At 64.8% G+C, this 26,855-nt stretch carries 27 protein-coding genes and 1 rRNA gene; 16 read left to right on the top strand and 12 right to left on the bottom strand.

What is annotated here, in order from left to right; genetic code table 11:
* The first annotated feature begins 177 nt into the window (after window positions 1–177).
* Window positions 178–2,610, top strand: a complete 2,433-nt coding sequence (locus D7S89_RS00140; protein WP_121275909.1) for a DUF6600 domain-containing protein — start codon at window positions 178–180, stop codon at window positions 2,608–2,610.
* Between the two features lie 133 nt (window positions 2,611–2,743).
* Here D7S89_RS00140 and D7S89_RS00135 read toward each other — a convergent pair whose 3' ends face one another.
* A complete protein-coding gene (locus D7S89_RS00135) occupies window positions 2,744–3,715 on the bottom strand; it encodes a thymidylate synthase (RefSeq protein WP_121274727.1) in 972 nt (323 codons plus the stop codon).
* Between the two features lie 97 nt (window positions 3,716–3,812).
* Window positions 3,813–5,186 (bottom strand): sigma-54 dependent transcriptional regulator, encoded by a 1,374-nt coding sequence (locus D7S89_RS00130; RefSeq protein WP_121274726.1) that lies wholly within the window; start codon window positions 5,184–5,186, stop codon window positions 3,813–3,815.
* 509 nt (window positions 5,187–5,695) lie between these two features.
* On the opposite strand from D7S89_RS00130, the gene D7S89_RS00125 reads away from it, so the two are divergent.
* The 9 genes from D7S89_RS00125 (at window position 5,696) to D7S89_RS00085 (ending at window position 14,071) form a co-directional block, all read left to right on the top strand.
* A complete protein-coding gene (locus D7S89_RS00125) occupies window positions 5,696–6,076 on the top strand; it encodes a hypothetical protein (protein ID WP_147426573.1) in 381 nt (126 codons plus the stop codon).
* Between the two features lie 33 nt (window positions 6,077–6,109).
* Entirely contained in the window at window positions 6,110–6,601 is a 492-nt protein-coding gene (locus D7S89_RS00120; protein ID WP_121274724.1) for a hypothetical protein, read from the top strand.
* Entirely contained in the window at window positions 6,598–7,266 is a 669-nt protein-coding gene (locus tag D7S89_RS00115) for a hypothetical protein (RefSeq protein ID WP_245982562.1), read from the top strand. Before D7S89_RS00120 ends, D7S89_RS00115 begins: the two co-directional genes overlap by 4 nt.
* A 30-nt stretch (window positions 7,267–7,296) precedes the next feature.
* On the top strand, window positions 7,297–8,691 hold the full coding sequence (locus D7S89_RS00110) for a hypothetical protein (RefSeq protein WP_121274723.1): 1,395 nt from the start codon (window positions 7,297–7,299) through the stop codon (window positions 8,689–8,691).
* A 68-nt stretch (window positions 8,692–8,759) separates the two neighbouring features.
* Window positions 8,760–9,467, top strand: coding sequence for a C39 family peptidase (locus tag D7S89_RS00105; RefSeq protein WP_121274722.1), 708 nt, complete (start codon window positions 8,760–8,762; stop codon window positions 9,465–9,467).
* A gap of 6 nt (window positions 9,468–9,473) precedes the next feature.
* Window positions 9,474–10,325: a peptidase C39 gene (locus D7S89_RS00100; RefSeq protein ID WP_121274721.1), complete on the top strand. Its 852-nt coding sequence runs from the start codon at window positions 9,474–9,476 to the stop codon at window positions 10,323–10,325.
* Window positions 10,326–10,448: 123 nt separating this feature from the next.
* Window positions 10,449–11,873 (top strand): hypothetical protein, encoded by a 1,425-nt coding sequence (locus tag D7S89_RS00095; RefSeq protein ID WP_121274720.1) that lies wholly within the window; start codon window positions 10,449–10,451, stop codon window positions 11,871–11,873.
* Between the two features lie 79 nt (window positions 11,874–11,952).
* Complete coding sequence (locus tag D7S89_RS00090; protein WP_245982658.1) at window positions 11,953–13,392, top strand: sigma-54 dependent transcriptional regulator; 1,440 nt, start codon at window positions 11,953–11,955, stop codon at window positions 13,390–13,392.
* 163 nt (window positions 13,393–13,555) lie between these two features.
* A complete protein-coding gene (locus tag D7S89_RS00085; protein ID WP_121274718.1) occupies window positions 13,556–14,071 on the top strand; it encodes a dihydrofolate reductase in 516 nt (171 codons plus the stop codon).
* Window positions 14,072–14,099: 28 nt separating this feature from the next.
* Here the strand turns inward: D7S89_RS00085 and pmbA are convergent, their stop codons facing one another.
* Entirely contained in the window at window positions 14,100–15,470 is a 1,371-nt protein-coding gene (gene pmbA, locus D7S89_RS00080; RefSeq protein ID WP_121274717.1) for a metalloprotease PmbA, read from the bottom strand.
* Window positions 15,471–15,677: 207 nt separating this feature from the next.
* Between pmbA and yjgA the strand changes: the two genes are divergently transcribed.
* Window positions 15,678–16,295: a ribosome biogenesis factor YjgA gene (yjgA, locus tag D7S89_RS00075; RefSeq protein WP_281273069.1), complete on the top strand. Its 618-nt coding sequence runs from the start codon at window positions 15,678–15,680 to the stop codon at window positions 16,293–16,295.
* Window positions 16,276–16,899 (top strand): molybdopterin adenylyltransferase, encoded by a 624-nt coding sequence (gene mog / locus D7S89_RS00070; protein ID WP_121275904.1) that lies wholly within the window; start codon window positions 16,276–16,278, stop codon window positions 16,897–16,899. The genes yjgA and mog overlap by 20 nt, the downstream gene beginning before the upstream one ends.
* A 52-nt stretch (window positions 16,900–16,951) precedes the next feature.
* On the opposite strand, the gene orn is transcribed toward mog, so the two are convergent.
* A complete protein-coding gene (gene orn, locus D7S89_RS00065) occupies window positions 16,952–17,560 on the bottom strand; it encodes an oligoribonuclease (protein ID WP_121274715.1) in 609 nt (202 codons plus the stop codon).
* 158 nt (window positions 17,561–17,718) lie between these two features.
* Between orn and D7S89_RS00060 the strand changes: the two genes are divergently transcribed.
* From D7S89_RS00060 to D7S89_RS00050, 3 genes are read left to right on the top strand one after another with little or no spacing between them, the layout of a single operon-like run.
* Window positions 17,719–18,978 carry a M48 family metallopeptidase gene (locus D7S89_RS00060; protein WP_121274714.1) on the top strand — a complete coding sequence of 420 codons (1,260 nt, stop codon included), beginning with the start codon at window positions 17,719–17,721 and terminating at the stop codon, window positions 18,976–18,978.
* On the top strand, window positions 18,975–19,925 hold the full coding sequence (rsgA, locus tag D7S89_RS00055) for a ribosome small subunit-dependent GTPase A (protein ID WP_121274713.1): 951 nt from the start codon (window positions 18,975–18,977) through the stop codon (window positions 19,923–19,925). Before D7S89_RS00060 ends, rsgA begins: the two co-directional genes overlap by 4 nt.
* Before the next feature lie 34 nt (window positions 19,926–19,959).
* Window positions 19,960–20,280, top strand: coding sequence for a putative signal transducing protein (locus D7S89_RS00050; protein ID WP_121275903.1), 321 nt, complete (start codon window positions 19,960–19,962; stop codon window positions 20,278–20,280).
* Between the two features lie 51 nt (window positions 20,281–20,331).
* Here D7S89_RS00050 and D7S89_RS00045 read toward each other — a convergent pair whose 3' ends face one another.
* The 6 genes from D7S89_RS00045 to rpsP all read right to left on the bottom strand — a co-directional run bounded on the left by D7S89_RS00045 (window position 20,332) and on the right by rpsP (window position 24,502).
* Complete coding sequence (locus D7S89_RS00045) at window positions 20,332–21,276, bottom strand: CobD/CbiB family protein (RefSeq protein WP_121274712.1); 945 nt, start codon at window positions 21,274–21,276, stop codon at window positions 20,332–20,334.
* A 122-nt stretch (window positions 21,277–21,398) separates the two neighbouring features.
* Complete coding sequence (locus D7S89_RS00040) at window positions 21,399–22,112, bottom strand: CoA pyrophosphatase (protein ID WP_183085048.1); 714 nt, start codon at window positions 22,110–22,112, stop codon at window positions 21,399–21,401.
* 59 nt (window positions 22,113–22,171) lie between these two features.
* Complete coding sequence (gene rplS, locus D7S89_RS00035; RefSeq protein WP_121274710.1) at window positions 22,172–22,552, bottom strand: 50S ribosomal protein L19; 381 nt, start codon at window positions 22,550–22,552, stop codon at window positions 22,172–22,174.
* Between the two features lie 152 nt (window positions 22,553–22,704).
* Window positions 22,705–23,496: a tRNA (guanosine(37)-N1)-methyltransferase TrmD gene (trmD, locus tag D7S89_RS00030; protein WP_121274709.1), complete on the bottom strand. Its 792-nt coding sequence runs from the start codon at window positions 23,494–23,496 to the stop codon at window positions 22,705–22,707.
* A gap of 2 nt (window positions 23,497–23,498) precedes the next feature.
* Window positions 23,499–24,188, bottom strand: a complete 690-nt coding sequence (rimM, locus tag D7S89_RS00025; RefSeq protein ID WP_121275901.1) for a ribosome maturation factor RimM — start codon at window positions 24,186–24,188, stop codon at window positions 23,499–23,501.
* A 59-nt stretch (window positions 24,189–24,247) separates the two neighbouring features.
* Complete coding sequence (gene rpsP, locus D7S89_RS00020) at window positions 24,248–24,502, bottom strand: 30S ribosomal protein S16 (protein WP_121274708.1); 255 nt, start codon at window positions 24,500–24,502, stop codon at window positions 24,248–24,250.
* Between the two features lie 213 nt (window positions 24,503–24,715).
* On the opposite strand from rpsP, the gene D7S89_RS00015 reads away from it, so the two are divergent.
* Window positions 24,716–25,183: a TM2 domain-containing protein gene (locus tag D7S89_RS00015; RefSeq protein ID WP_121274707.1), complete on the top strand. Its 468-nt coding sequence runs from the start codon at window positions 24,716–24,718 to the stop codon at window positions 25,181–25,183.
* Window positions 25,184–25,198: 15 nt separating this feature from the next.
* Here D7S89_RS00015 and D7S89_RS00010 read toward each other — a convergent pair whose 3' ends face one another.
* Window positions 25,199–26,308: a PA0069 family radical SAM protein gene (locus D7S89_RS00010; RefSeq protein WP_121274706.1), complete on the bottom strand. Its 1,110-nt coding sequence runs from the start codon at window positions 26,306–26,308 to the stop codon at window positions 25,199–25,201.
* A gap of 310 nt (window positions 26,309–26,618) precedes the next feature.
* Window positions 26,619–26,731: ribosomal RNA gene (gene rrf, locus D7S89_RS00005) — 5S ribosomal RNA — on the bottom strand.
* Between the last annotated feature and the right edge of the window lie 124 nt (window positions 26,732–26,855).

The raw sequence follows: 26,855 nt of genomic DNA, 5'->3' as shown, positions 1-26,855 counted from the left end.
CGGCACAGATCAATCCCTTGAGCGGTGTCCCCCCGCAGCGTGGCACGCTGCGGGCTGATATTTTTCGTTACAGGCATCGATCAGAGACTTACAAAACGGAGCGCATTGATACACAGAATGCAGCTACAGTGGGTTCACGGAATGACGTACCATCCGGCATCCAATTACAGAACCGACATGAAAATTCCGACCACCTCCCCCCTCGTCACTTTCCGGCGCCTGACGGGTTATGCCCTCATCGCCCTGGCGGCGCAAACGGCCTTCACGCAATCGGCTCTCGCTCAATCGGCCCCGCCGCCCGACGCACCGGCCGCCACCCAGAGCGCCGATCCGCCAAGCCGCGTCGCGCGACTGGACTACATGGCAGGCACGGTCACGACCGAACCTGCGGGGGCCAGCGACTGGTCGTATGCGGCGGTCAACCGTCCGCTGACGACTGGCGATCAGCTGTGGAACGACGCGAACGCACGCTCGGAATTGCACATCGGTTCGACGGCCGTGCGGCTCGGCGCCTCGACGAACCTCGACATCCTGAACCTCGACGACACCAGTGCGCAGATGAAAGTCGCGCAAGGCACGCTGTCGACGCGAGTGCGCGCACTGCCGCAGGGTTCGTCGTACGAGATCGACACGCCGAACGTCGCGCTGGCGGTCACGCGTGCCGGCGACTACCGCGTCGACGTGGCGCCCGACGGCAGCACGACGACCGTCACGGTGCGCAGCGGCGCGCTGACGGCCTACGGCGACAACGGGCAAGTGCCACTCACCGCGGGCCAGCAGATCACGTTCTCGGGCACGAACCTGCAGGAAGCGGCCAGCCAGGAAGTGCCCCCGCTCGACGCGTTCGACCAATGGGCCGCGAGCCGCGATGCCGCCGAGGACCGCTCGGTTTCGGCCCGCTACGTGTCGCGCGACATCCCCGGCTATCAGGACCTCGACGAAAACGGGACGTGGCGCAACGACCCGCAGTACGGCGCCGTCTGGGTGCCGCACTATGAGCCGGAAGGCTGGGCGCCTTACCACGACGGCCACTGGGCGTGGGTCGCGCCGTGGGGCTGGACCTGGATCGACGATGCGCCGTGGGGCTTCGCGCCCTATCACTACGGACGCTGGGCCTATGTCGGCTCGTCCTGGTGCTGGGTGCCGGGCCCGCTCGTCGTGAGCGCGCCGCCCGTCTATGCGCCTGCGCTCGTCGCGTTCGTCGGCGGCGGAGGCGGCGGCGTCAACTGGGGCGTCAGCCTGAGCATCGGCGGCGCGGCCGCGGCGGGTGTCGCCTGGTTCCCGCTGGGTCCCGGCGAAATCTGGCGTCCGCACTGGGGCGGCTGGAGCCCGCGCTACTACGAGCGCGTGAATCAGACCGTCATCGTGAACCAGAACATCAACATCACGAACATCCACAACACGTACATCAACTATCACGCCCCGGGCGCGCTCACGGCCGTGCCGGCCACTGCATTCGTGCACGGACAGCCCGTGCCGCGTTTCGCGCAGAAGGTCGATCCGCGTGCGTGGCACGACGTGAAGATCAACGAGGGCGCGCCCGGCATCGCGCCCGTGCGCGAAAGCTTCGCACCGGGCTTGAAAGCCGCCACCTATCGCCCGCCGCAAGCGCTGACCGCCCGCCCTGTCGTCGCGACGCGCGCACCGGCCGTCCCGGCCGCGTTCCACGATCATCTTGCGCAGCGCTTCGCGCAGAGCGGCGGACAAGTGCCGGGGGCTGGCGAGCCCGTCGTCCACATGACCGCCCCGACCGGCGTGGCCGGCCAGCCGGGCCAGCCGCCGCGCGGTATCGGCGCGGCACCGGCCATGCCGATGCACAACGTCCGTGTGGTCGATCAGCATTCGCCGGTCATCACGCCGCAGCACGGTCCCGCGCTGACGGGCACGCCGCGGCCGCAAACGGGCGGCCCCGGTGCCCCGGTCACGGCCGAAGGCATGCACCCGGGCATGGGCATGCACCCGGGCACGGCGCCCGGCCAAGCGCAGCCGCACGCTCCCGTCATGGCACCGCAGCAGGCCAACGGCGTGCCGCGCCCGCCTTCAGCTCAACCGCATGTGGAGGACGCCGCGGTACCGGCACGCCACGAACCGACCTGGACGCAACCGCACGCGCCGATGTCGCAGCAGCATCTGCCGGAGATGGCGCCGCAGCACGCACCGACGGCACCCGGCGCTGCCGAGCCGGGCCGCGAGGCTCAGCAGGCCACACACCTGCCGCAGCCCACCGAGCGTGCCCCGCAAGCCGCTCAGGCTCAGCCGCATCCCGCGCCTGCTCCGACCTTCGAACAGCGCCAGACGCGCGCCGAACCGCAGCCGCACGTGCCGATGCAACCGCGCAGCGAGCCGCGCGCCCAGACTCAGCCGCAAGCGCAATACGAGCCGCGTCCGGCCGCCCCGCAACCGCAGCCGCATGTGGAGCCGCGTAACGAACCGCGTCCGGCCATGGAAGCGCCGCGCCCCGTCATGCAGCCGCATCCTGCGCCGCAGGCACGGCCCGAGCCGCAACCGCACTCCGAACCGCAGCCGCGAGCCGAGCCGCATCAACAGCAGCAAACGCACGGCCAACCGAGCGCCAGCACCGATAGCCGCGAAGAGCATCACCACGGCTAAGCCGCTCAACGGCGCTCAACGCAAGAAAGCCCACGGCACGCTAAATGCCGTGGGCTTTTTTGTTGGATCTAACGAAAGCTAACGCAAACGGGCAAAAACGCCCGACGGGGCCCTTGCCACCCGCCCCCGGCACTCAAACAGCCATGGGCGCCGTCAACGGCTCGTGATGCCGGTAGTTGTGAAGCGAGAAATCGGTGGGCTCGACCAGCTCGAGCCACTCGGGCGCATAGACCCCGGTTTCTGCATAGGCAGGCACCCGGTCCGAGATGACGAGCGTCGGGCTCGGATACGGCTCACGCTCGAGCTGCCGCTTCAGCATGTCGACCTGATTCTCGTAGATATGGGCATCGCCGATGAAGTACGTGAACCAACGCGGCGTATAGCCCGTCAGCCGGCCGACCAGCGCAAGCAACGCCGCGCCTTCGGTCAGGTTGAACGGCGTGCCGAGCCCCACGTCGTTGCTGCGGATGTAGAGGCACAGCGAGATCTCACGCTTTGCAGCGTTGGGGATGAACTGATACAGCAGGTGGCACGCGGGCAGCGCAATCTGATCGAGCAGCGCCGGATTCCAGCCGTGAAACAGGATGCGCCGGTCCGACGGGTTGTTCATGATCGTGTCGAGACACTGGCGCAGCTGATCGATGGCCTTGTAGAGCAGCACCTTCTGCACACCGTCCTCTTCGAACTGCGTGACGATGCGATAGCCACGCGCCACCGCATCGTCGAGCTGCGCGCGCGCATCGGCTTGCAGCACTTTGTACGCGGGCCACTTGCGCCATTGCACGCCGTATACGTCGCCGAGATCGTCGGGGCCTTCGCGGTACGGATTGGCGAGCCACTGAGCGTTCTCGTTGGCATTCGCATCCCAGACCTTGCAGCCCAGATCACGAAAATCGGCCGCGCTTCGCGAGGCGCGCAGAAAGCCGATCAGCTCGCCGATCGCCGATTTGAACGCGAGCTTTTTGGTCGTGACGGCCGGAAAACCCGCTTGCAGATCGAAGCGCATCATCGCGCCGGGCATGCTGATCGTGCGAATGCCCGTCCGGTTCTCTTGCCAGGTGCCGGTCTCGAGGATCGTGCTGACTAGGTCGAGGTATTGTTTCATGCGGGAGGGTTCCTTCGGCTCGATGCGGGCGCACCCGCGACACGCGCGGGCAAAGCACGATTCTATCAAGCCGCGCCGGGCGCCGCCGGCGTCTCGCTTAGCTCGACATGCGATCGCCGGCTGCGTCGACTTCGATATGGCGCATGCCGTGCGCGCTGAGCAGCCGATACAACGTCACGCGCGAGATACCGAGATCGCTGGCCGCATCGCCGAGGCGGCCGCGATGCCGCAGCAGCGCGAGCTCGATCGCCTGACGTTCGGCCGCTTCGCGCGCCTGCGCGAGCGAGACCGGCATGATCTCGACGTAATCCGACAGTTCCAGATCGCGTGCGCAGATGAGCCGCCCTTCCGACATCACAATGGCACGCCGCACGCGATTGATGAGCTCACGCACGTTGCCGGGCCAGCGATAGTTGTGCAGGGCTGCGATCGCATCGGGTGCAAAGCCACGCAAGCGCCGGCTCGCGTCATGCTTGTAGCGCTCGAGCGTATGCTGCGCGATGAGTTCGATGTCCTTGCCACGTGCCCGTAGCGGCGGCTCCTCGAGTTGCAGCACACACAGGCGGTGGTACAGATCGGCACGAAAGTGTCCGTCGATCATCGCGCGATGCATGTCCACGTGCGTCGCCGAAATCACGCGCACGTCGACGGCGATCGACTCGTGTCCGCCGAGCCGCTCGATCCTGCCTTCCTGCAGGAAGCGCAACAGACTGGCCTGGCTCTCGAGCGGCAAATCGCCGATTTCGTCGAGGAACAGCGTGCCGCTGTTGGCTGCCTCGATGCGGCCGATCTTGCGTTGATTGGCGCCGGTGAACGCGCCACGCTCGTAGCCGAACAGCTCCGATTGCAGCAGGTGGGCCGGAATCGCACCGCAGTTGATCGCGACGAACGGGGCCTCGCGCCGCGCCGAACGCGCGTGGATCGCGACAGCCGTCAGCTCCTTGCCCGTGCCCGATTCGCCCGAGATGAACACCGGCGCATCGGTCATCGCAACTTTACGGACCGCATGAAACAGCGCTTGCATCGCCTCGCACGAGCCGATCATGTCGCCCTCGCTCGCCGGGGCTGGCACGCGGTGTCCGGGCGGCTCGCCGAGTGCGACCATGCCGTAGGCATGTCCCACCGCATCGACGATACGGCGCGTGTCGTAGGGAAGCGTCACGTAGTCGAAGCAATAGTCACGCACGAGGCGGCGCAGTTCGGCATCTTCCAGCTGGCCGCGCGCGGTCGCGGCCACCCACCCTACGCGTCCGATCGTGAGGCACGATTCGAGCGCGTCGAGGTCGTGCTCATCGATGCTGTGCGACAAATCGAGCAAGCCGCCCGCCGCCGCCTCGCCGCGCAGGGCGCGGCGCGCATCGCGTGCATTCGTGACGATTTCGACTTGCCAACTACGCTGGCGGAATTGTTCGGCTAGTTGCGGGTCGGGATCTCGTGTGACGTAAATCAACTGCCGCATTGCAGATTCCATTGCTCAGACCTCTTTTCCATGAACAAGCGCGGACGCCTTCAACGAGGACCGCAAAGGCTCCGCAGCGCGCGAATGGACACGCGCGCCGGCTGGGCTTTCTCTCCCTTGAAACGCTAGACCCCGAAATCAATTATTAATATAAATGCCGTTAAATCGGCCTTTTTGCGGGCTTGAAACCGTTCCATGAGCTTACTATAGGCGCCTACCGCCAAACACCGCACAGGTGTAACAAATTGAAGCGAAGTCCTACCCACAAGGCTTTGCGGCTCATTTATTCAATTTGTCGGATTTGATTTATCAGCCCTCGCGTGGCTGATTCGCAACGCCCATTTTTTACCGAAAAGCGTAGTCAATTGCGATTTGTCGCGCACCGTTTCAGTGCTGAAACGGTTTCTCGCCGGCTCGTCTTCTCTTGCGCCGATGGCTTCGCGCGAAACCCAATCCCCGCAACGATGTCATCGCGATGGCATGCGTTTCGCTCAATGTCCCCGCAACACGGAGACATCGCCATGCCATCGTTTCCCTCTCTCGATCCACGCCGACACATGCGTATCGCCATGCTCGGCATGCTGCTCGCCGCCGGCTGGTGCGCGCCGGCCGCGCAGGCCGAAACGCTTCTCGCGCTTGCCAGCCCGGTCGGCCAAACAGCCATGGAAGCAACCGCCGGCGAAGAAGCAGCCATCGTCGGCGTCGCACTCGACGATCAGGCGCTCGCCGACGAGCGCGGCAGCGGCCTCGGCGCGGTAACGGTCGCGGCCACGCCTGAGCTGATCGAGCGCACGCACTCGGTCACGCTATGGGACGAACTCGCCCCGCCCGCTCCCGCACCCGTGCCAGTCGATACGGCCAAGACGGCGCAGGTCAACGTCCTCACGACCACGCGCAGGTAGTCCCTTCGAGATCGATGGAACGGAGAACACGACATGAGCGCCCCTTTCTTCCCGAACCGCACGCGTAACGTCCTGGCGGCCTGCCTGCCGGGCCTCGTCGGCGCACTCGCGCTGAGCGTGAGTGCATGGGCCGCCGCACAAAGCGCGGAGCCCGGCGACATCGTCGTCGAACGCCGCGTCATGACGAGCGATGCATTCGAGCCAGTACCCAAGCAGGACGATCCCGTGGCCGTGAAGGCGTCGACGTTCCCAACTCAGACGTTCGATGCCTCCGTCGCCACCCTCGTCTCCGACCTGGACCTGACGGGGGCGCGCGGTTCGCTCGGTGTCGCGACGAATGACGGCGTCAATGCCGCGGGCTTGCAAGCGCTCACGCGGCTGACGAACGGTGTCGCGCCAAACGTCGGTGCCGGCCTCGGCACGGGCAGCCTCGCGCAATCGGGCAACTCGCTTGGCGGGACCGTCGTCAATTCGGTGACGGGCACCCTTGCCCCGCTCGGCGCGGCATTGGGAGCGCTCAAATGAACCTGCGCCGACTGCCCCAGCCATGCCACGTGCTCGCACGTCGCCTCGCTCGCGCCGCCGTAGCCGCATCGGCCGTCTGTTGCGCCTGGATGGCCGTCAGCATGCCCGCCGCGGCGCAAGCCGTGCCGCAGGTCAACGGAGAGGCCACGATTGCCGCTGGCGCAGGTGCCGGCATCCAGGGCGTGGCGACCGTCAACGAAGCGGCCGGCCTCGACAACGTCCAGAGCAATCAAGCCGCCGTGTCCGTGGGCCTCGGAGCAGGCGCCGGCCTGAATGTCGGGAACGACGGCACGCAGCTCGCCACCGCCACGGCGCACGTCCCGCAAGCGAGCGCGAGCATCGAGCAAGGCGCCTTTGCAAACGTGTCGGGTGCCGTGATGGTGAACCAGGCCGCGGGCGCGGCCAATCTTCAACGCAACAGCGTCGCGCTCGGCGCTGGCGTGATGGGAGTGGAGACCGTGACGGACGCCGAGCTGTCCGCCGCCATTCCCAAGCAAGGACCGATGGGTGATCGCGCAACCGCGCACGACGCACGTCAGGCGCGTATCGACGCAAACGCATTCACACACGCCAGCGGCATCGTGCAGATCAACCAGACGGCCGGCGCCGGCAATGCAACGGCGAATAGTTTTGTGCTCCGTCCCCCGGCGGGCACTTTTTTCTAACGCAGCAACCCTTGGTATCGGAGCGTCATCATGAAACGCACAATCATCGCAGCGGCCGTCCTCGCAACCGCATCCGGCGCAGCCTTCGCGCATCACATCGCGGATCCGTACATCTTCAACTCGACGGCCGTGAGCGAAAACATGGACATCGACGGCAGCGTCAGGCTGTTCGGCCACGTCAGCGTGTCGAGCACGGTCGGTGCCGTGGTCGACAACACGCAGGCCGTGTCGGTCAACGCAACACTCGACCCGCCGCCGCAGACCTACACGGTCGGCACCGTCACCAAGACGATCGACGTCGGCTCGCAGTCGTCCACCGAAAACGGCTACAAGTTCTCGGCCAGCGTGAGCACCGAATCGGGCTCCAAGTCGTTCTCCGAGTCCGCGCAGGCCTCCTCGTCCTATGGGTATCACAACGAGAAGAGCGCCGTCTCCGGGGGCGGCTACGCCTACGACAAGCAGTCGTCGAGCTCGTCGAACAGCACGAGCCATACGGGCGAAGACTCGGCCGCCTATGCCGCGCTGAGCGTGAACTCGAGCGACAGCTATACCTATGCCCATCACAACGGGCGTCATTCGGGCTCGGGCAGCAAGACCGATATGGACAGCGTCACGGTGAACGCCGCCACGGCCGGCTACCAGGACACCTCGAGCTCGGCGAGCGCCTCGAGCTCGGCGAAGGGCTCGGGTGACCACGTGAAGTGGAGCTTCTCGGCCAATCAGGGCTCGGGAGCGAAGTGGTCCAAGGAGCAGGCGTCCAGCTCGGCTCAATGGAGCGAAACGAACAAGAAGGGCTATGCCGCGGTGTGGGGCTCGGGTGAATCCAAGTCGTGGAAGAACGTCGAGACGCAAGGCAGCGTCACCACCTACATCGACACGCAAAAGCCCGGCGAGCTGAACGCGATGACCGGCACAGGCTCGGGCAACGGCGCATCGGGCAACATCGGCATCAACGTGGCCGAAGGCATCGATAACGCCCAAAGCAACGACACCTCGCTCGCCTCGGTCGATGCAGGCAATGTGTTCGGCAACGCACAGATCTTCAACAACCAGAGCTCGGGCGGCACCGCGCAGATCAACAACTTCGCACTCAATGCGTCGGTCGGCGACTTCTCGCTGCAAAACGTCTCGGGCAACGTGGGCGTGAACGTCTCGGCCGGCGTGGGGAACGTGCAGAACAACAGCCTCGCCGCCTCGACGACCAACCTGAACCCGGGCAGCGCTTCGGCGGTCGCGATGGCCGCGACCGATCAAAACTCGCAATCGGCCGCGATGTCGTTCAACGGCACGTTCCAAGGCACGGCCTCGCTCGGTGCGGGCGCGTTGCAGAACTCGATGGGCAACATCGGCGTGAACATCGCGGGCGGTGCGGGCAATCTGCAGCACAACGGCCTCGCGATCGCAGCGACGAACATGAGCCATTGACGTAGGGCTCTTGCAGCCGGTACCGGCCGCGCCCCAAGCGGCCGGTACGCCTTTCGGGGGAAACGAGCATGTCCGGGTATCCGCTCTCGGCATGGCGCCTCGTCGCGACGCTCGCGTGCGTCGCGATATGTGCGCCAAGCAACGCGCAATCCACAGTTGATACGTCTACGCTTGCAGGCGTGCCACTTCACAAAACGGTGCGCTCGATGCGAGACATTCGATACGGCCACATCGTCAGTCAGCAATACGACTACAGCTGCGGTTCGGCTGCACTCGCGACGCTGCTGCGCTATGGCTACGGTATCGACATTCCGGAGGCCGAACTGATTCGTCGGATGATGGCCTTCTCGACACCGGAGGTCGTCGTCAAGAACGGCTTCTCGATGCTCGACATGAAGAAGTTCGTCGAGACGATCGGGCTGCACGGCCGCGGCTTTCGCGTCAACGCCGACGCGCTCTATCACCTGAGGATTCCCGTACTCGTCCTGATGAACATGCAGGGCTACGAGCACTTCGTCATCGTCAAGCATGCCGAGAACGGCCGCATTTTCATCGCGGACCCCGCGCTCGGCAATCGCATCGTGCTCGAGCAGGACTTCGTCGAGAGCTGGAACGGCCTCGTGTTCGCGATCCTCGGGCAACCCTTCAGGGAGGACTCTCCGCTGCTGGAAGACAACGTCTCGCTGGCGTTGAAGCTGCGCGAGCGAGCGCTCGCGAACAGCACCGCCGCGACGCCTTTTGTCGATTACGGACTTTCCAAGGCAGACTGGTTCTGACTGATCATGAAGCGTCTACTTTCCTCCGCGAGTCTTGCTTTATACATGGCGACATTTGGCTTCGCCAGCGGCGCCGGTGCCAGCGAGCACAGCGCTTCGACTCCGGAGTTTCTCGCATCGCTCGGCGCCGACGCGCAAGCGGTGCGCTGGCAGAGCGTCGGCGACGACGTGCTCGCGCGCCAGACGGGCAAGAACCCGGGCGCCGAGGCGATCTCGGGTTTCGTGCTGGACGTCGTCTCCAAGTGGCACATGCCGAACCATGCGGCGGCTGTCGCGCAAGCGTCGATCGCGGTCGACGCGGCCGCCCCGCGCAACGATCAGGTTCATGTGCACACGTCCGCCCATGTCCGCGGTGGCGTCGGCGACAACGGCGCAAACACGGCAGCCGTCGCGACCGGCGGCCAGAACGTCTCGGTGAACGGCGTATCGCAGATCACGCAAGTGGCCGGCGACAACAACGTCGGGACCAATTCGGCCGTCATCGACTACAACGGCGCGAGCACGGCACCGCTCGCCGGCACGCATGCAGCGAGCGCGAGCGGAAGCGGAAGCGGAACCGGGATCGGCAGCGCAAGCGCAAGCGATACCTCCGGCAGCATCACAGCGAGCGTCGCCATCGGCAACAGTGGCATCTCGCTGGCGTTGAACACGCCGGCCGGCGTCGCCACGCAGACCATCGCGCCGGGTAGCGCCCAGCAACCGGGCTCGATCGCGCAATTGCTTCAAGTCGCAGGCAACGGCCAGGCGGTGACGAATCGACTGGTGCTGAGCCTGCAGACACAGCAGATGTCGAGTGCGCTATTGCGCCAGCTCGGCGTCCTTCAGGCGTTGCAAAACGCCGCGATAGCAAGGAGATGACGCGCGCGACCCTGGCCGCGCGGGAGCAGAACACAGGACCGACCATATCGAACAAGCAGACCAAATCGGCGCGCGAGCCCGAGGCAACAATCGCTCGCGACGCCGGAAACCGGGGGAACGACAATGTCGAATCACTCATCGAGGAGGCGGCTCGCCGCCCCGCGCGCCAGCGCAGCGATACCGGCCACGGCCATGCTGCTTGCGCTGGCCCAGCCCGCTTGCGCGCAAGCGCTAGCCGATCAACCACTGGCCACGCGGCTCGACATGCTGATGCGTCTCGTCGATCAGCAGCAGCGTCAGATCCACGCACTCGAGCAGCAGGTCGTCGAGCTCGAAATGGCGCAGCGCGGCCGCGGCGTGAGCGGCCCCGACGTCAGCGCGCGCCCTGACAGCAGCGCGATGCCCGGCGGCGACGGCGCGCCCGATCCGCAACCGTCTCTGCCGCCGCTCGCGCAAACGGCCCCTGGCGCCCCTGGCCCGAAGAGCGCGGGCGAAACGGCGACCGGCGTGCCGGCCACCCCGCCCGTTCCCACCACGAGCGGCAACGACGGCACTGCGGTGGGAACGACGCAAAAGGCGGCCCAGCCGGCGCGCACCGAAGCCGAGAGCGCCGTCGTACAACGCGAGCACGCACCTCTGTTCGATCGCAAGCTCACGCTCGACTGGGGCATCAGCGACACCTACTACGATCGCCGCCAGTTGCAGCTTTCGGGCTTCCTCGCGCTCGACGCGATCTTCCTCGGCAACATCAATCTGGGCGAGACGAAATCGCATCAGGTGATGGCCGACCTCGATACGCGCTATGGCCTGACCGACCGCATCAGTGTCGACGTCGACGTGCCGTACATCTACCGGCACAGCAACTTCATCGTCGGCGGCGCGGGCACCGCGGCCAATTCGCTGTCCGACGCGTCGGGGAGCTCGAACGCGCTCGGCGACGTCAACTTCGGGCTCTACTACCAGTTCGTCAAAGAACACGCGAATTGGCCCGACATCGTCGGCAGCGTACGCGTCAAGGCGCCCACAGGTACGTCGCCGTTCGGCATCAAGCTCGTGCAGGTGGACCCGAACAACACGAACCTCGTCGCCCCGAGCAAGCTGCCGACCGGCACGGGCTTCTGGAGTATCACGGGCGGCCTGTCGGTACTCAAGACCTACGATCCGGTCGTGCTGTTCGGCAGCCTGTCGTACACGTATAACGTTGCACGCTCGTTTGCCGACATTTCGTCGACGGTCGGCCAGACAGAGCCGGCGAAGGTCAAGCTCGGCGACATCGTGCAATGGGGCGCGGGCATGGCGCTCGCGTTCTCGGAGAAAGACTCGGCCAGCGTGTCGTACACGATGGCGATCGAACCGCAAAGCCAGACGCAGGCACCGGGCCAGGGTTGGCAAAAGGTGCCGGGCAGCGAAACGGTCGCCGCGGCGCTGAATTTCGGCTTGAACCATGTCGTGAACAAGCATCTGACGATCAACGGATCGGTGTCGATCGGGCTCACGCCCGATGCGCCGAACTTCGTGGTCGGCGTGCGGTTCCCGTATACCTTCTGACCATGACGGGTGCATCGTGCGAGACACATCTCATCTGACAACGATCGTGTCGTGCCCACCGGGCGGGCCGCGGCTATCGCTGGCGGGCGCGGCCGAAGACGGCCGGCAAGCCGATACGCGCTCGCTGGTTTATGTGGCGCGCGAACCCGACCAGGCGCTCGTCGAGTATCTCGCGAGCCGTGGCTGGCAAGTCACGCTCGCACGCTCGGCCAGCGATTGCGCGCGTCACGTGAAGCCCGACGTACCGGGCGTCGGCATCGTCGACATGACCCAGCTCACCGCGCGCGACCTCGCCACGCTCGACGCGAGTCTGCGCCAGCAGCAAATCGGCTGGATCGCACTCGCAAGCAGCGAGCGCCTCCTTGACCCCGACGTGCGGCGCCTCATCCGCCACTACTGCTTCGACTACCTGAAGCTGCCGGCTGCCCATGCGAGCGTCGATTATCTCGTCGGCCACGCGCTCGGCATGGTGACGCTGTGCGACCTCGACATGGCGGCGGGACTCGCCACGGCCGGCGACGCGGAAATGGTCGGCACGTGCGAGGCGATGCAGCAGCTCTTTCGCATGATCCGCAAGGTGGCCGCCACCGACGCGCCGGTGTTCATCTCCGGCGAATCGGGCACGGGCAAAGAGCTGACGGCCGTCGCGATCCACGAGCGCTCGCCGCGGCGCAAGGCGCAGTTCGTCGCGATCAACTGCGGCGCGATTCCGCATCATCTGTTGCAGTCCGAACTGTTCGGCTATGAGCGCGGCGCGTTCACGGGCGCCAATCAACGCAAGATCGGCCGCGTCGAAGCAGCCGACGGCGGCACGCTGTTTCTCGACGAAATCGGCGACCTGCCGCTCGAGAGCCAGGCGAGCCTGTTGCGTTTCCTGCAGGAAGGCAAGATCGAGCGGCTTGGCGGACATGAGTCGATCGCCGTGGACGTGCGCGTGATTTCGGCGACGCACGTCGATCTCGAAGGCGCAATGCGCGACGGCCGTTTTCGCGCGGACCTGTTTCATCGCCTCTGCGTGCTGCGCCTCGACGAACCGCCGTTACGTGCGCGCGGCAAGGACATCGAAATCCTCGCGCATCACATCCTGCACAAGTTCAAGGCCGACAGCACACGCAAGATTCGGGGCTTCTCGCCATCCGCGGTGCAGGCGATGCACAGCTATACGTGGCCCGGCAACGTGCGCGAGCTGATCAATCGCGTACGGCGCGCGATCGTGATGGCCGAAGGCAAGCTGATCGGCGCCGAAGATCTCGACCTCGGGCAGTTCGCGGTGCAAGAAACGCTCACGCTCTCCCAAGCGCGCGACGCCGCCGAAAAGCGTGCGATCGAAGCGGCGCTGCTGCGGCATCGTCATCGCCTCAACGAAGCGGCGATCGATCTCGGCATCTCGCGCGTGACGCTGTATCGGCTGATGGGTGCACACGGCCTGCGCGATCCCGCCGCCCCCGAGCACGACAAACCGGAGCACGACCGAACAACGCCGCACGCGAACGGCACCGACGAGCCGCCCCACGCATAAGCGCTGCGCCTCACTGCACCCCACTGCACACACACGATGTGCGGTACCAACGTGTCGTTTCGCGCGCGATGTGCATGCCTCTGCACGCGTGGGCGAAACAATGCGCGCGCCGCCTCGCGTAAAATCGCGGCACCCGGCTCTTACGTTCCCAGGTTTTTTCTCGATGACGACGCTGACTGTAATCGTCGCTCGCGCCCGCAACGGCGTGATCGGCCGCGACAACCAACTCCCGTGGCATTTGCCCGAAGACCTCGCGTTCTTCAAGCGCACGACGATGGGCGCGCCCATCATCATGGGCCGCAAGACGCACGAATCGATCGGCCGCCCGCTGCCGGGCCGCCGTAACATCGTCGTGACGCGCGATGCGACGCGGCACTTCGAAGGCTGCGACACGGCCGCCGGCATCGTCGAAGCGCTTGCGCTCGCGCAAGCCGGCGACGCGCCTGAAGCGTTCCTGATCGGCGGCACGCAGCTCTACCGCGAAGGCATCGGCTACGCGGACAAACTCATCATTACCGAAATCGACGCCGATTTCGAAGGCGATGCGACCTTCCCCGCACCGGACCCGTCGCAATGGGAAGCCGTCTCGCACGAAACGCTCCGCGCCGAAGGCCCTGACGGTTTCGATTACGCGCGCGTCGTTTATCAGCGTATCGGTCGCGTGACCCGCGCCGGCTGACGCCAACGCGCGGGCCAGCGCGGCTCGATCACTGCCCCGCGATCGTCATGCGCTCGATGAGCACCGAGCCTGTGTGCTTGGTGCCGCGCACGATCGTGTCGGCGCCGATCGCGACGATGTTCCTGAACATCTCCTGCAGCGTGCTCGCGACCGTGATTTCCTCGACCGCGTACTGGATCTTGCCGTTTTCGACCCAAAAGCCCGAGGCGCCACGCGAATAGTCGCCGGTCACATAGTTGACGCCCTGCCCCATCAGCTCCGTCAGCAACAGCCCCGTATCGAGCTTCTTCAGCATCGCTTCGAAGTCGTCGTCGGCTCGCGTGGCGGAGCTGAGCAGCGACAGGTTGTGCGAGCCGCCGGCATTGCCGGTCGTCTTCATGCCGAGCTTGCGCGCCGAATACGTCGAGAGGAAGTAACCCTGCACGACACCGTCCTTCACGACGTCGCGCCGGTGCGTGCGCACCCCTTCCTCGTCGAACGGCGCGCTGCCCATGGCGCGTGCCACGTGCGGATCCTCGACGACCTGCACGTGCGGCGCGAACACCGGCTTGCCGAGGCTGTCGACGAGGAACGACGTCTTGCGATACAGCGCGCCGCCGCTCGTGGCCTGCACGAACGCGCCGAGCAGGCCGGCTGCGAGCGGCGCCTCGAACAGCACGGGCACCTTGCGCGTGTCGAGCTTGCGCGCACCAAGCCGCGCGAGCGCGCGCTCGGCCGCGTAGCGCCCGATGGCCTCGGGCTGGGCCAGCTCGTGCGCACTGCGCTTGGACGAGTACCAGTCGTCGCGTTGCATGTTGCGCCCGCTGCCCGCGATCGGCGCGCACGAAATGTAGTGGCGCGAGTACGGATAGCCGGCCAGAAAGCCGCGCGATGTGGCGAGCACGAACTGCGAATGCTGTGCCGATACGCTGGCGCCTTCGGAATTGCGGATCTGCCCATCGGTCGCGAACGCCGCATCCTCGGCGCGGCGCGCGATCTCGACAGCTTCGTCGGCCTCCAGATGCCACGGGTGGTAGAGATCGAGATCGCGCGGCGCCGTCTCGAGCAGTTCGGCTTCGGCGAGCCCCGCACAGTCGTCCTCGGCGGTAAAGCGCGCGATGTTGTAAGCGGCCTCGACCGTATCGCGCAGCGCCTCCTTCGAGAAATCCGAGGTGCTCGCATTGCCGCGCTTGGTGCCGATGAACACCGTCACGCCGACCATCTTGTCGCGGTTGTGTTCGATCGTTTCGACTTCGCCGCGGCGCACCGACACCGACAAGCCGTCGCCTTCGGAGATTTCCGTCGCGGCATCGCTTGCGCCCAGCGATTTCGCATGGCGCAGGATGTCCGAGGCGATTTCCTTGAGTTCGTCTTGCGTATGCGGGAAGAAGCGTTGTGAAGTATCCGTATCCGCTGCCATCGTCGTTGCCATCCGGTAAGAGCTGTTCTCATGGCGCGCGGCCCCGCCACGGCACGGAACGAACCGTGCAGTACGCGGCGGCGCGCGGCCGTCGTTTGCATCCCGCGATCATAGCAAGGTCCGCGCCGCCGCATCGTATCGAAACATGTCGGCGTGGCACGCCATACGGCACGGGCGGCGGCAATCGCGCGCGCTACAATGACGCCCATGACACGCAAAACCCGCATACAACCGATGGACCAGGCCGGCGCGGCCGACCAGGAAACCGGCTACGACCGCCCCAGCAAATCGCAGCTCAAACGCGACATGCATGAACTGCAAGTGCTTGGCGTCGCGCTCGTCGAGCTGCCGAAAGACGCGCTCAAACGCATGCCGATGCCCGAGAGCCTCGCCGACGCCGTGCGCGAAGCACGGCGCATCACCGATCACGAAGGCAAGCGCCGCCAGGTCCAGTACATCGGCCGCGTCATGCGCACGCTGACCGAAGCCGAAACTGCCGCGCTGCGCACGGCGCTCGAATCGTACCGCGGCGTGAACAAAGCCGACACGGCCCGCCTGCACTGGATCGAAGAGGCACGCGAGCGCCTGCTGGCCGACGACGCGGCCTTCACCGAGTTCTTGCGCAAGCATCCCGGCGCCGACGCGCAGGCAGGCCGCACGCTGATTCGCAACGCGCGCAAGGAGGCGGAGCAAGGCAAGCCGCCGCGCTACTTCCGCGAGCTGTTCCAATGGATCAAGACGGCCAGCACCACGGCGGGTGGCCACGCCGATGCCGACGCGCAAGGCAGCGAGACGGACGAAGACGATGACGATAGCGAAGCGTAGCCATCCCGACGAAGTGCGTATCGGGCTCGTCTCGATCAGCGACCGTGCCACGAGCGGCGTCTATGAAGACAAGGGCATCCCGGCCCTTCAGGCGTGGCTGCAAAAGACGCTCGCCTCGCCTTGGCGCGTCGAGACCCGCCTGATTCCCGACGAGCCCGCCTTGATTTCAGCGACGCTCGTCGAGCTCGTCGACGAGCTCGGCTGCGATCTCGTGCTGACGACGGGCGGCACGGGCCCGGCACGGCGCGACGTCACGCCCGAGGCCACGCTGGCGGTTGCGACGAAGGAGATGCCGGGTTTCGGCGAGCAGATGCGCCAGATCAGCCTGCAATTCGTGCCGACGGCGATCCTCTCGCGTCAAGTGGCGGTCATTCGCGAGACGGCTGACCATGCGGCGTTGATCATCAACCTGCCCGGCCAGCCGAAGTCGATTCAGGAAACGCTCGAAGGCTTGCGCGATGCGACGGGCGCCGTGAAGGTGCCGGGCATCTTCGCGGCGGTGCCGTACTGCATCGATCTGATTGGTGGGCCGTACGTCACGACGCACGAGGACGTCGTCGCGGCATTCCGGCCCAAGAGCGCGCAACGACCGCCGCGCGCGTAAGGGTAAGGTCAGGCAACGCACCGCGCAGCGGCGCGTCCGGCGGCAAAGTGACTCAGTTCCCCTCGACGGGCACGGCAGGCGCGGCGACGAGAAAATGCTGGCGGTAGTACTTGAGCTCGTCGATCGACTCGTGGATATCAGCGAGCGCCGTATGCATCGCGCGCTTTTGAAAGCCCTTGTAGATCGCGGGCTGCCAGCGGCGGCACAGCTCCTTGAGCGTGCTCACATCGAGATTGCGATAGTGGAAAAAGCGCTCGAGTTCGGGCATCCAGCGCGCCATGAAACGGCGGTCCTGACAGATCGAGTTACCGCACATCGGCGACTTGCCGGGCGGCACGTACTCGCCGAGGAACGTGCGAATGATCTCGGTCGCCTCGGCTTCGGTGACGGTCGACGCGCGCACGCGCTCGATGAGCCCCGAGCGGCCGTGCGTGTTCTTGTTCCACTCGTCCATCTTGTCGAGCGTCTCGTCGCTCTGGTGAATGGCGAGCACGGGGCCCTCCACCATTTTGTCGAGCGTCGAATTCGTGACGACCACAGCCACTTCGAGGATGCGGTCCGTATCGGGCTCGAGCCCCGTCATTTCCATGTCGAGCCAGATGAGATTCATCTCGGTGCGCGCGAGCGTCGTCTCGCCGACGGGTTCGAGAATGTCAGTCATGAACAATAGATTCCGAAGCAAAACGGTTGGCGTGCACGGCAATGCAGCATCGCCTGAAGAACGGCCGTCAACGAAAGACGGCCTGCGTGCGCCACACCATGCATCTGCTGGTGCGGCGAAACTTTATAATTGTCGCATAGATACCCCGGACTTCCGCGATGCCCTCTCTTTACTTCACCGCCTTGTTCGCCGCGATGGTGCTCGCCATGGTCGGCACCAAGCTCTGGCTTGCTTCGCGCCAGATCCGCTTCGTGCAAGCGCATCGGGGCGCAGTGCCGCCCCAATTCGCGGACACGATCGCACTGGCCGCGCATCAACGTGCGGCTGACTACACGATCGAGCGCACGCGGCTTGCGATGCTCGAAGTCGTCGTCGGCGCCGCCGTGCTCGTGGGCCTGACGCTGCTGGGCGGCGTGCAGGCGCTCGAACTCGCCGTCTCGCGCTGGCTCGGCCACGGCTACGTGGGCCAGATCGGCTTGGTTGCGGCCGTCGTCGCCGTCACGAGCGCGATCGACCTGCCGTTCGACTATTACCGGCAATTCGTCGTCGAAGAGCGCTTCGGCTTCAATCGCATGACCAAAGGCATCTTCTTCGCCGATCTGCTCAAGGGCACGGCCCTTGGCGCGGCCTTCGGCCTGCCGCTGCTGTTCGTCGTGCTGTGGCTCATGAACCAGGCCGGCAGCCTGTGGTGGCTGTGGGCGTGGGTCGTCGTGGTCGGCTTCCAGTTGCTTGTGCTGGTGCTGTATCCGACCTTGATCGCCCCGCTCTTCAACAAGTTCGAGCCGTTGACCGACGAGGCGCTTAAAACCCGCATCGAAGCGCTGATGCGACGCTGCGGCTTCGCCGCCAAAGGCCTCTTCGTCATGGACGGCAGCCGCCGCTCGGCACACGGCAACGCCTACTTCACGGGCTTTGGCGCGGCCAAGCGCATCGTGTTCTTCGATACCCTGCTCGCACGCCTGTCGGGCAACGAGATCGAGGCCGTGCTCGCGCACGAGCTCGGCCACTTCAAGCGCCGCCACGTCATCAAGCGCATGCTGATCACGTTCGCGCTCAGCCTCGCGCTGCTCGCGTTGCTGGGCTGGCTGACGCAACGCACCTGGTTCTATGAAGGGCTCGGCGTGCGTCCGTCCATGGCCGGCAGCAACGACGGCCTGGCGCTCGTGCTGTTCTTCCTCGCCCTGCCGGTGTTCCTGTTCTTCGTGACCCCGCTCGGCAGCCTGAGCTCGCGCAAGCATGAGTTCGAAGCCGACGCGTTCGCCGCAAGCCAAACCGACGCAAAGGCGCTAGTCAATGCGCTCGTGAAACTGTATGAAGACAACGCAGCGACGCTGACGCCCGATCCGATCTACACCGCCTTCTACTACTCGCATCCGCCTGCCTCGCAACGGATCGATCGCCTGTTACGCCACGCATGAGCACCCGCCCCACCAAAGCCACCCCCACGACGCGACGCCCGTCCAGCGCCGAGCGCGTGCAAGGGCTCGTCATCGCGGCACACGGCCGCCACTACATCGTCTCGCCGGAAGGCAGCGCACATACGCTCGTGCAGTGCTTTCCGCGCGGCAAGAAAAGCGACGTGGCGGTCGGCGATCGCGTCATTTATGAGCCGACGTCGGCCGATCAGGGCGTGATCGTCGAAATCGGCGAGCGGCGCAATCTCCTGTACCGCTCCGATCAGTACAAGTCCAAGCTGTTCGCGGCCAATCTCGACCAGTTGCTGATCGTGCTGGCAACCGAACCGTACTTCAGCGAGGACCTGCTCGGCCGCGCGCTGGTGGCCGCGGAAGCCAATGCGCTCAAACCGTTGATCGTGCTGAACAAGACCGACGTCGAAGCTGCCCTGCCCGCTGCGCGTGCCCGGCTTGCGCCGTACGCCTCGCTCGGTTACGAGGTGCTAGAGCTGTCGATCAAGGCACGCCCCGATCACGCCCGTGAAGCGCTCGTCGACCATCTGCACGGACACGCGACGCTGCTGCTGGGCCAGTCGGGCATGGGGAAGTCGACGCTCGTCAATTTGCTCGTCCCCGATGCCGACGCCGCCACGCGCGAGATTTCGACCGCCTTGAACAGCGGCCGCCACACGACGACGTTCACGCGGCTCTACCCACTCGCGGCCGGTGGCGCGCTGATCGATTCGCCAGGCTTTCAGGAATTCGGCCTCTATCATCTGACCGAAGGCCAGCTCGAGCGCGCACTACCGGAGTTTCGCCCGTTGCTCGCGCATTGCAGGTTCTACAACTGCCATCATCTGCACGAGCCTGGCTGCGCGATTCTCGAAGCGGTGACCGCGGGAGATATCGCACGCGAACGGCATGCGCTCTATGCGCAGCTCTTGCACGAAGCGAGCCAGATCGTGCGCTAAGAGGCATTGGACGGCATTGAGAGGCACAGTCATGCTGAAGTTGATGCACGCTCCGAACCCCGTCATTGGCCAGCACTGGGTCAATCTGCTCAACGTCGCCGGCATCGCCTGCGAGCTGCACAATCGCTATCTGACCGGCGCGCTCGGTGAAATACCGGCTGAGCAATGCGCGCCGGAGTTGTGGCTCGTCGACGAACGCGACGAGCGCCTGGCGAGAAAAATCATCGAAGCTGCCACACACGGGCCGGAGCCCGGTGCGACGCCGTGGCGCTGTGCTCACTGCGGCGAATGGCTAGAAGCGCAGTTCACCGAGTGCTGGCAGTGCGGCGCCACACGCGATCTGGGTACAGGCTGAGGCCGGCGCCAGGCAAAGCCTCCCGCCCGCCCGTTCACGCCCGCCCTGGCCTTATCGGCCGACCCACACGGCGATCGTCAGCATCAGCAGCAGGATCATCCACAGAATGACGGCGCGCCAGACCAGGCCGACGGCCGATTGCAGCGTGCGCGGCGTGCAGTCGTCGCCGACCGACAGCGGGCCGCCGTCGCCAGCACCGAGCGCATCGAGACTCGACGGCTCCGCGAGGGGACCGGCCAGGCGCGCCCCCAGCGCACCGCTACCCGCGGCCAACAGCACGCCATCGTTGACGTCGAGCCACTGACGCGAGTGGTTGCGCCATGCATAGATGGCGTCTTCGAAGTTGCCGACGATCGCAAAGCCCAGCGACGTCAGACGGGCCGGCAGCCAGTCGATGACGAAGAATGCGCGCTGGGCGAACGACGCGAACGCCACGGTACGCTCGCCCTCTGCCGGCGCGGACCAACTGCGCGACAGATACTCGGAGATCCGGTACAGCACGGCACCGGCCGGCCCGATCGGCACGAGGAACCAGAAGAACACGCCGAATACATGACGGTGCGAGGCGACGACGGCATGAATCAGCGTATGACGCACGATCTCGCCAACGGGCATATCGACGGTATCCATGCCGGTCCATTCGCTGAGGATTTCTCGCGCCCGCGGCACGTCGTCGTTATTGAGTGCGAGGTGGATATCGGTGAAGTAATGGCTGAACTGCCGAAATCCGAGCGTGAAATAAACGATGACGACGTTCCACAGAAACGCCAATACGAAACTGATGTGATAGAGGACGTAATAGACGGCCGCCACGGCGAGTGTCCACGGCAGCACGACGACGAGCCAGGCTAGAACGCCATGCTTTTGCTTGCCGGCGTCGAAGCCTTGCGCGGCCCACTCCGCGTGATATTGCAGCAGCGCGAAGACCGGATTGTTCGGCGAGAGCGCGCGCAACTGTTCGATAACGAGAGCCAGCAATACGGAGAAAAAAGTCATGCGAAGCGCCGTGGCAATTCGAGTTATGCGATTGTCGCGTAACGATAGCACACGGCCGCGGAGCAGGAACGCCGTGTGTTCGATTGCGCGCGTGATGAAAGACTGCCGGGAGACTGCCGCATTCAGGCTCTGAGAAAGCGATAGAAGTTACGCAGCATGGCTGCCGTGGCGCCCCAGATGAAGTAATGGCCGCCGGTGCCCGCGCGAGGATAAGGCATGGAGAAGAAGCGGCGCTCCCCGCCCTCCCAGCTTAGCCGCCGCACCTCATGGTTGGCCGGGTTCATCAGAAACGCCAGCGGCACCTCGAAGATCTCGGCCACCTCGAGCGTGTCCGCTTGCACCGAAAACGGCTCGTGCACGAGACCGACGACAGGCGTGACGCGGAACCCGGTGCCCGTCAGGTAATCGGGTAATGCTCCAAGCACTTCGACGCACTCCGACGCCAGCGCCACCTCTTCTCGTGCCTCGCGCAGTGCGGTCGCGACGGCGTTCGCATCGCTCGGCTCGCGACGCCCGCCCGGGAAGCTGACCTGCCCGGCATGATCACTCAGATGATCGGCGCGTTGCGTGAGCAGCACAGTGAGCCCCTGCTCGCGCACGACGAGCGGCACGAGCACGGCGGCCGCCCGTGGATCACGCCCCCCGAACCAAGGCCTTTCGACCGGCTCGGGCTCCCAGACGAGCCGCTGCGCAAAGCGCGCACGCAGCCCTTCGGCCGTCAGCCTCTCGGCGGCGACGGCGGGCAAGTGAGCGCCGGTGGCTTCCACCGGCAGCGACTCGGGTTCAAAAACGGGGCGAATCAATGTGGCTCTCGTCAATCGGCGGACATCCGCCATTGTGGCCCGACAAACAAAAAAGCACCCGGGACGGGTGCTTTTTCTTACAGCTCTTACGCTCAGGAAGCAGCGCGGTCCTTCGAGACCAGCTTTTCCTTGATACGTGCCGACTTGCCCGAACGCTCGCGCAGGTAGTACAGCTTCGCGCGACGAACGTCACCGCGACGCTTGACGACGATGCTTGCCAGCAGCGGCGAGTAGGTTTGGAACGTACGCTCGACGCCTTCGCCCGACGAGATCTTGCGAACGATGAACGACGAGTTCAGACCGCGGTTACGCTTCGCGATCACGACGCCTTCGTACGCCTGAACGCGCTTGCGGGTACCTTCCACCACGTTCACGTTCACGATCACCGTATCGCCAGGAGCGAATTCGGGGATTTTCTTATCGGCGAGCACGCGCTCGATTTCTTCCTGCTCGAGTTTTGCAATCAGATTCATGACTGACTCCTAGAACCATCTTGTCGGCGTTTGCACCGGTCTTCGCTCGCATGGCGATGCTCGACACGGTCCCGATAGAGGATGGGTTCACAACTGGCGCCGTGCACGCATGCACGGTGCCGCCTATGCCCTGCCGATACGTCGCCGAAGACTCAAGTCTTCGGCGGCGCCTTGGCAAGACTTGCGAGCCATGCCTCGTCGGCACGGCTCAACATCTTGTTGCGCTTCGCGCGCTCGATCAGATCGGGCCGCTTCGCAGCAGTATTTCTCAGCGCTTCGCGACGACGCCACTGCTCGATTTCCGCGTGATGGCCGCCGAGCAGCACATCGGGCACGCGCATGCCCTCGTATTCCTCGGGGCGCGTGTAGTGCGGGCAATCCAGCAACCCGTCGACGAAACTGTCCTGCACCGCCGACTGCGCATCGTTGAGCACGCCAGGCAAGTGCCGAACCACAGCATCCATCAGCGCCATCGCCGGCAGTTCACCACCGGACAGCACGAAGTCGCCGAGGCTCACTTCCTCATCGACGCAGCGTTCGACGAGCCGTTGATCGATCGCCTCATAACGTCCGCAAAGCAGGATGAGACCAGGCTCATGCGCAAACCGCATGACGCGCTCATGATCGAGCCTTGCGCCTTGCGGCGACATCATCACTACGCGCGCGCCTGTGACACCCCGCTCGGCCTGCGCAGCTTTCGCCGCTTGAATCGCGGCTTCGAGCGGCTTGGCGAGCATCACCATGCCGGGCCCACCGCCATACGGACGATCGTCGACCGTACGGTAGTTGTCCGTCGTGAAATCGCGCGGATTCCACGTGCGCAGTGCGAAGCGCTCCTGCTTGACCGCGCGGCTCGTGATGCCCCAATCGGTCAGCGCCCGGAACATCTCCGGAAATAGCGTGACGATATCGAACTGCATCGCGCTGCCCGTGGTCTCGACCATGCTCAGTAATCGGCTTCCCAATCGACGACGATGCGTTTGCCCGCCTGGTCGACCGTTTTCACATACACGCCGACGAACGGAATCAACCGTTCGCCGCTCGTGGGCTGCCCGTCCTTGCCAATCGACGGATACTCGATACGCAGCACCGAATGGGCGCCGTTGTCGATCAGATCGACGACACGCCCCAGCGCCACACCTGCCTCGTTGACGACATCGAGGCCGAGCAGATCAACCCAATAAAACTCGTCTGCGCTCAACGCCGGAAAGTCGCCACGGCGAACGTGCACGCGATAGCCGCGCAGCGCCAGGGCACCGTCTCGATCATCCGAACCACCCAGATGAGCGACGATGCTGTCGCTGTGCACCTTTGCCTGCAGCACCGGCGTCGATTTACGCTCGGGCCCTTTGGCGAGCCACCAGCGTTTCGCACTCGTGAGCGCATCCCCGCCCTGCCCAGAGCTCGCGTGCGCAGCCACCTTCACCCAGCCTTTCAGGCCATAGGCGTCGACGACGGCACCCACCTCGACGGCATCGTCGGGCCAGGAATCCGCCGTTTCGGTGCGCAACTCGCTTCCTGACTCGGTCGCAGCTGCAGCTTTGGGAGCCGGCTTACGGACGAATGCGCCGAACGATGCTTGCGCGCGGGCAGCACCTTTGCTGCGCCCGGCGCCACCCGAATCACGAGCGGACATCGACGGACTCCGAAACGACGTTCGCGGCATGCCGAAGCGACAGGCCGCGGGGACAACGATTAAGCAACCGGTTGCGCCTTTTGCGCTTGCTTCACGAGACGCTCGACGGTCGGCGACAGTTGTGCGCCAACGCCTTGCCAGTACGTGAGGCGGTCTTGCGCGATGCGCAGCGATTCGCCCTTCGTCGCGACCGGGTTGTAGAAGCCGACGCGCTCGATGAAGCGACCGTCGCGACGGTTACGCGAATCGGTTGCGACGATGTTGTAGAACGGGCGCTTCTTCGAGCCGCCACGTGCCAAGCGGATGATGACCATACTGTAATCCTTGAAAACCGGGGGTTCGGAACCACTGAAACGTTCGATTATAGCGGGAAATCGAAACCATAACAAACACTTACCCCAACCGCTGCGAAAAGACGCACCACGCGAACCTGCCTGCCGGCGCGCGAGCGGCGTAAAATGCGCGCTCCGTGCCGCGAGCCCGCCGCACGGAGCGCCCCGACGATTCCTCGCCCCGACTGACACCTTATGTCCGACCGCCCTTCAAGCCGTCCCCGCTTCCGCTCGAAAACGCTCACTGCTGCTCTGTCCTTTCTGCTCGGCAGCATTGGGGCACATCGCTTTTATCTGTACGGCTGGCGCGATATTTTCGGCTGGGCCCACATCGTGGCAACCGCCCTGGGCATTCCGGGTGTATTGCTGCTGATCTCGAGCGACCGCACGTCGATGCTGGGCTGGATGCTGGCCTTTCCTGGTGCCGTTTCGGTGTTAGCGGCCTTTCTCGCTGCGATCGTCTACGGGCTGCGTCCCGATGAGAAGTGGGATGCACAATTCAATGCGCAGACGGACGAGCAAAGTCAATCTGGCTGGACGGTCGTGTTCATCGTGATTTTCTCGCTGTTGATCGGTGCTTTCTTGTTGATGAGCGGGCTCGCGCTGACCTTCCAAACCTACTTCGAATCACAAGTCGACGCCGCCAAAACACTTTCGCAATAGAACGGCATTAGCGCGTCAAAACAAGCTGAGCTGTGGACTCGGCTTGTCGTGCGGAGACGGGCTCTTGAACTGCGACATGTCGAGGATGCCGTTCTGACGCTCGTTCAGCCCGAGCCGCTTGACCGCCTTGCGGAAACGTTGCTTGATCAGATCGGCCCACACGCCCTCGCCTTTCATGCGATGCGCAAACGAGGCGTCGTAATCCTTGCCCCCGCGCATATCCCGGACACGCGCCATCACGCGTTCGGCCCGATCGGGAAAGTGCGCGGCCAACCAATCCTTGAACAGCGGCGCGACTTCCCAAGGCAAGCGCAGCACAATGTAACTCGCGCTCGTGGCGCCGGCCTCGGCACATGCCTCGAGCACCCGTTCGAGATCGGGCTCGGTAACGAACGGGATCACGGGCGCGATGCTGACGCCGACGGGAATGCCGGCTTCGCTCAAGGCGCGAATCGTGCGCAATCTGCGCGATGGCGTTGCTGCGCGCGGCTCTAACGTACGCGCGATCTCAGCATCGAGCGTCGTAATGGTAATGGCGGCCATGACCAGCGAGCGCGCTGCCAGAGGTGCCAACAGATCAATGTCGCGTTCGATCAGCGACGATTTCGTGATCGCGGCAAAGGGATGTCCATGCTCGTACAGCACTTCGATGATGCGTCGGGTGAGCCGCAGCTCGCGCTCGATGGGCTGATAGGCGTCGGTATTGACGCCTAGCGCGATCGGCTCGGGGACATAGCTTTTCTTGGCGAGTTCGCGCCGCAGCAATTCGGGCGCGTTGACTTTCGCATAAAGGTGGCTTTCGAAGTCCAGGCCGGGAGAAAGTCCCAAATAGCTGTGCGTCGGTCGTGCGAAACAGTAGATGCAGCCGTGCTCGCACCCACGATACGGGTTCAATGACACGCCGAACGGAATATCCGGTGAGCTGTTGCGCGTGAGGATACTTTTCGCGCGCTCTTCAAAAACTTGCGTACGCAGCCGTGGCGACTCCCCTTCTTCCTCCGCCCAGCCGTCGTCGAACGCTTCGCGCTGATCGAGTTCGTAGCGCCCTTGAAGGTTCGTGACCGCACCGCGCCCTTTCAAGGGCGTCGGCGGAGCAACAGGAAATTCGGCGTCGGAATCGTTCATCGCTGCAGGGGACCGATGGCATGCGGGCATCGAGGTGCCATCAAGCCAAATCGACCGACCCCGGACACCATGATGACAGCCAGGGCTAACGGCCTGAAACATCGATGATACGCGCCTCGCTCAGGCGACGTTCAAGAACGAGATGAAATGAATCTGCTTGCGGGGAAACACTCGAGCGAGAGCTGAGCGCGTCGCGCTACTCGAGCGAGTAGCACGGGTAGCTTTAGCGGTGGGATCGAGTTTTTTGGGGCCGTAAAAGCACAAACCCCCGGGGCTTGAGTAAGCGCACCGGGGGTTTGTCGATTGGGGAGCCTGACGATTACCTACTTTCACACGGGAATCCGCACTATCATCGGCGTGGAGTCGTTTCACGGTCCTGTTCGGGATGGGAAGGGGTGGTACCAACTCGCTATGGTCATCAGGCATGACTTGTTGCTGGTCGCTGTGTTGAGCGACCAGCCAATCTGGGAAGAAGTATTGTGTGTAATGAGGTAGTGATTGCGGCACGAATGCGGACTCAATCCTGAGCGTGTAGAAACACACTTGT

It is taken from the genome of Trinickia fusca, assembly GCF_003628145.1.
Classification (GTDB): domain Bacteria; phylum Pseudomonadota; class Gammaproteobacteria; order Burkholderiales; family Burkholderiaceae; genus Trinickia; species Trinickia fusca.
The sequence above is the reverse complement of the archived record's forward strand: the minus strand, read 5'-3'. Positions and strand labels throughout refer to the sequence as shown.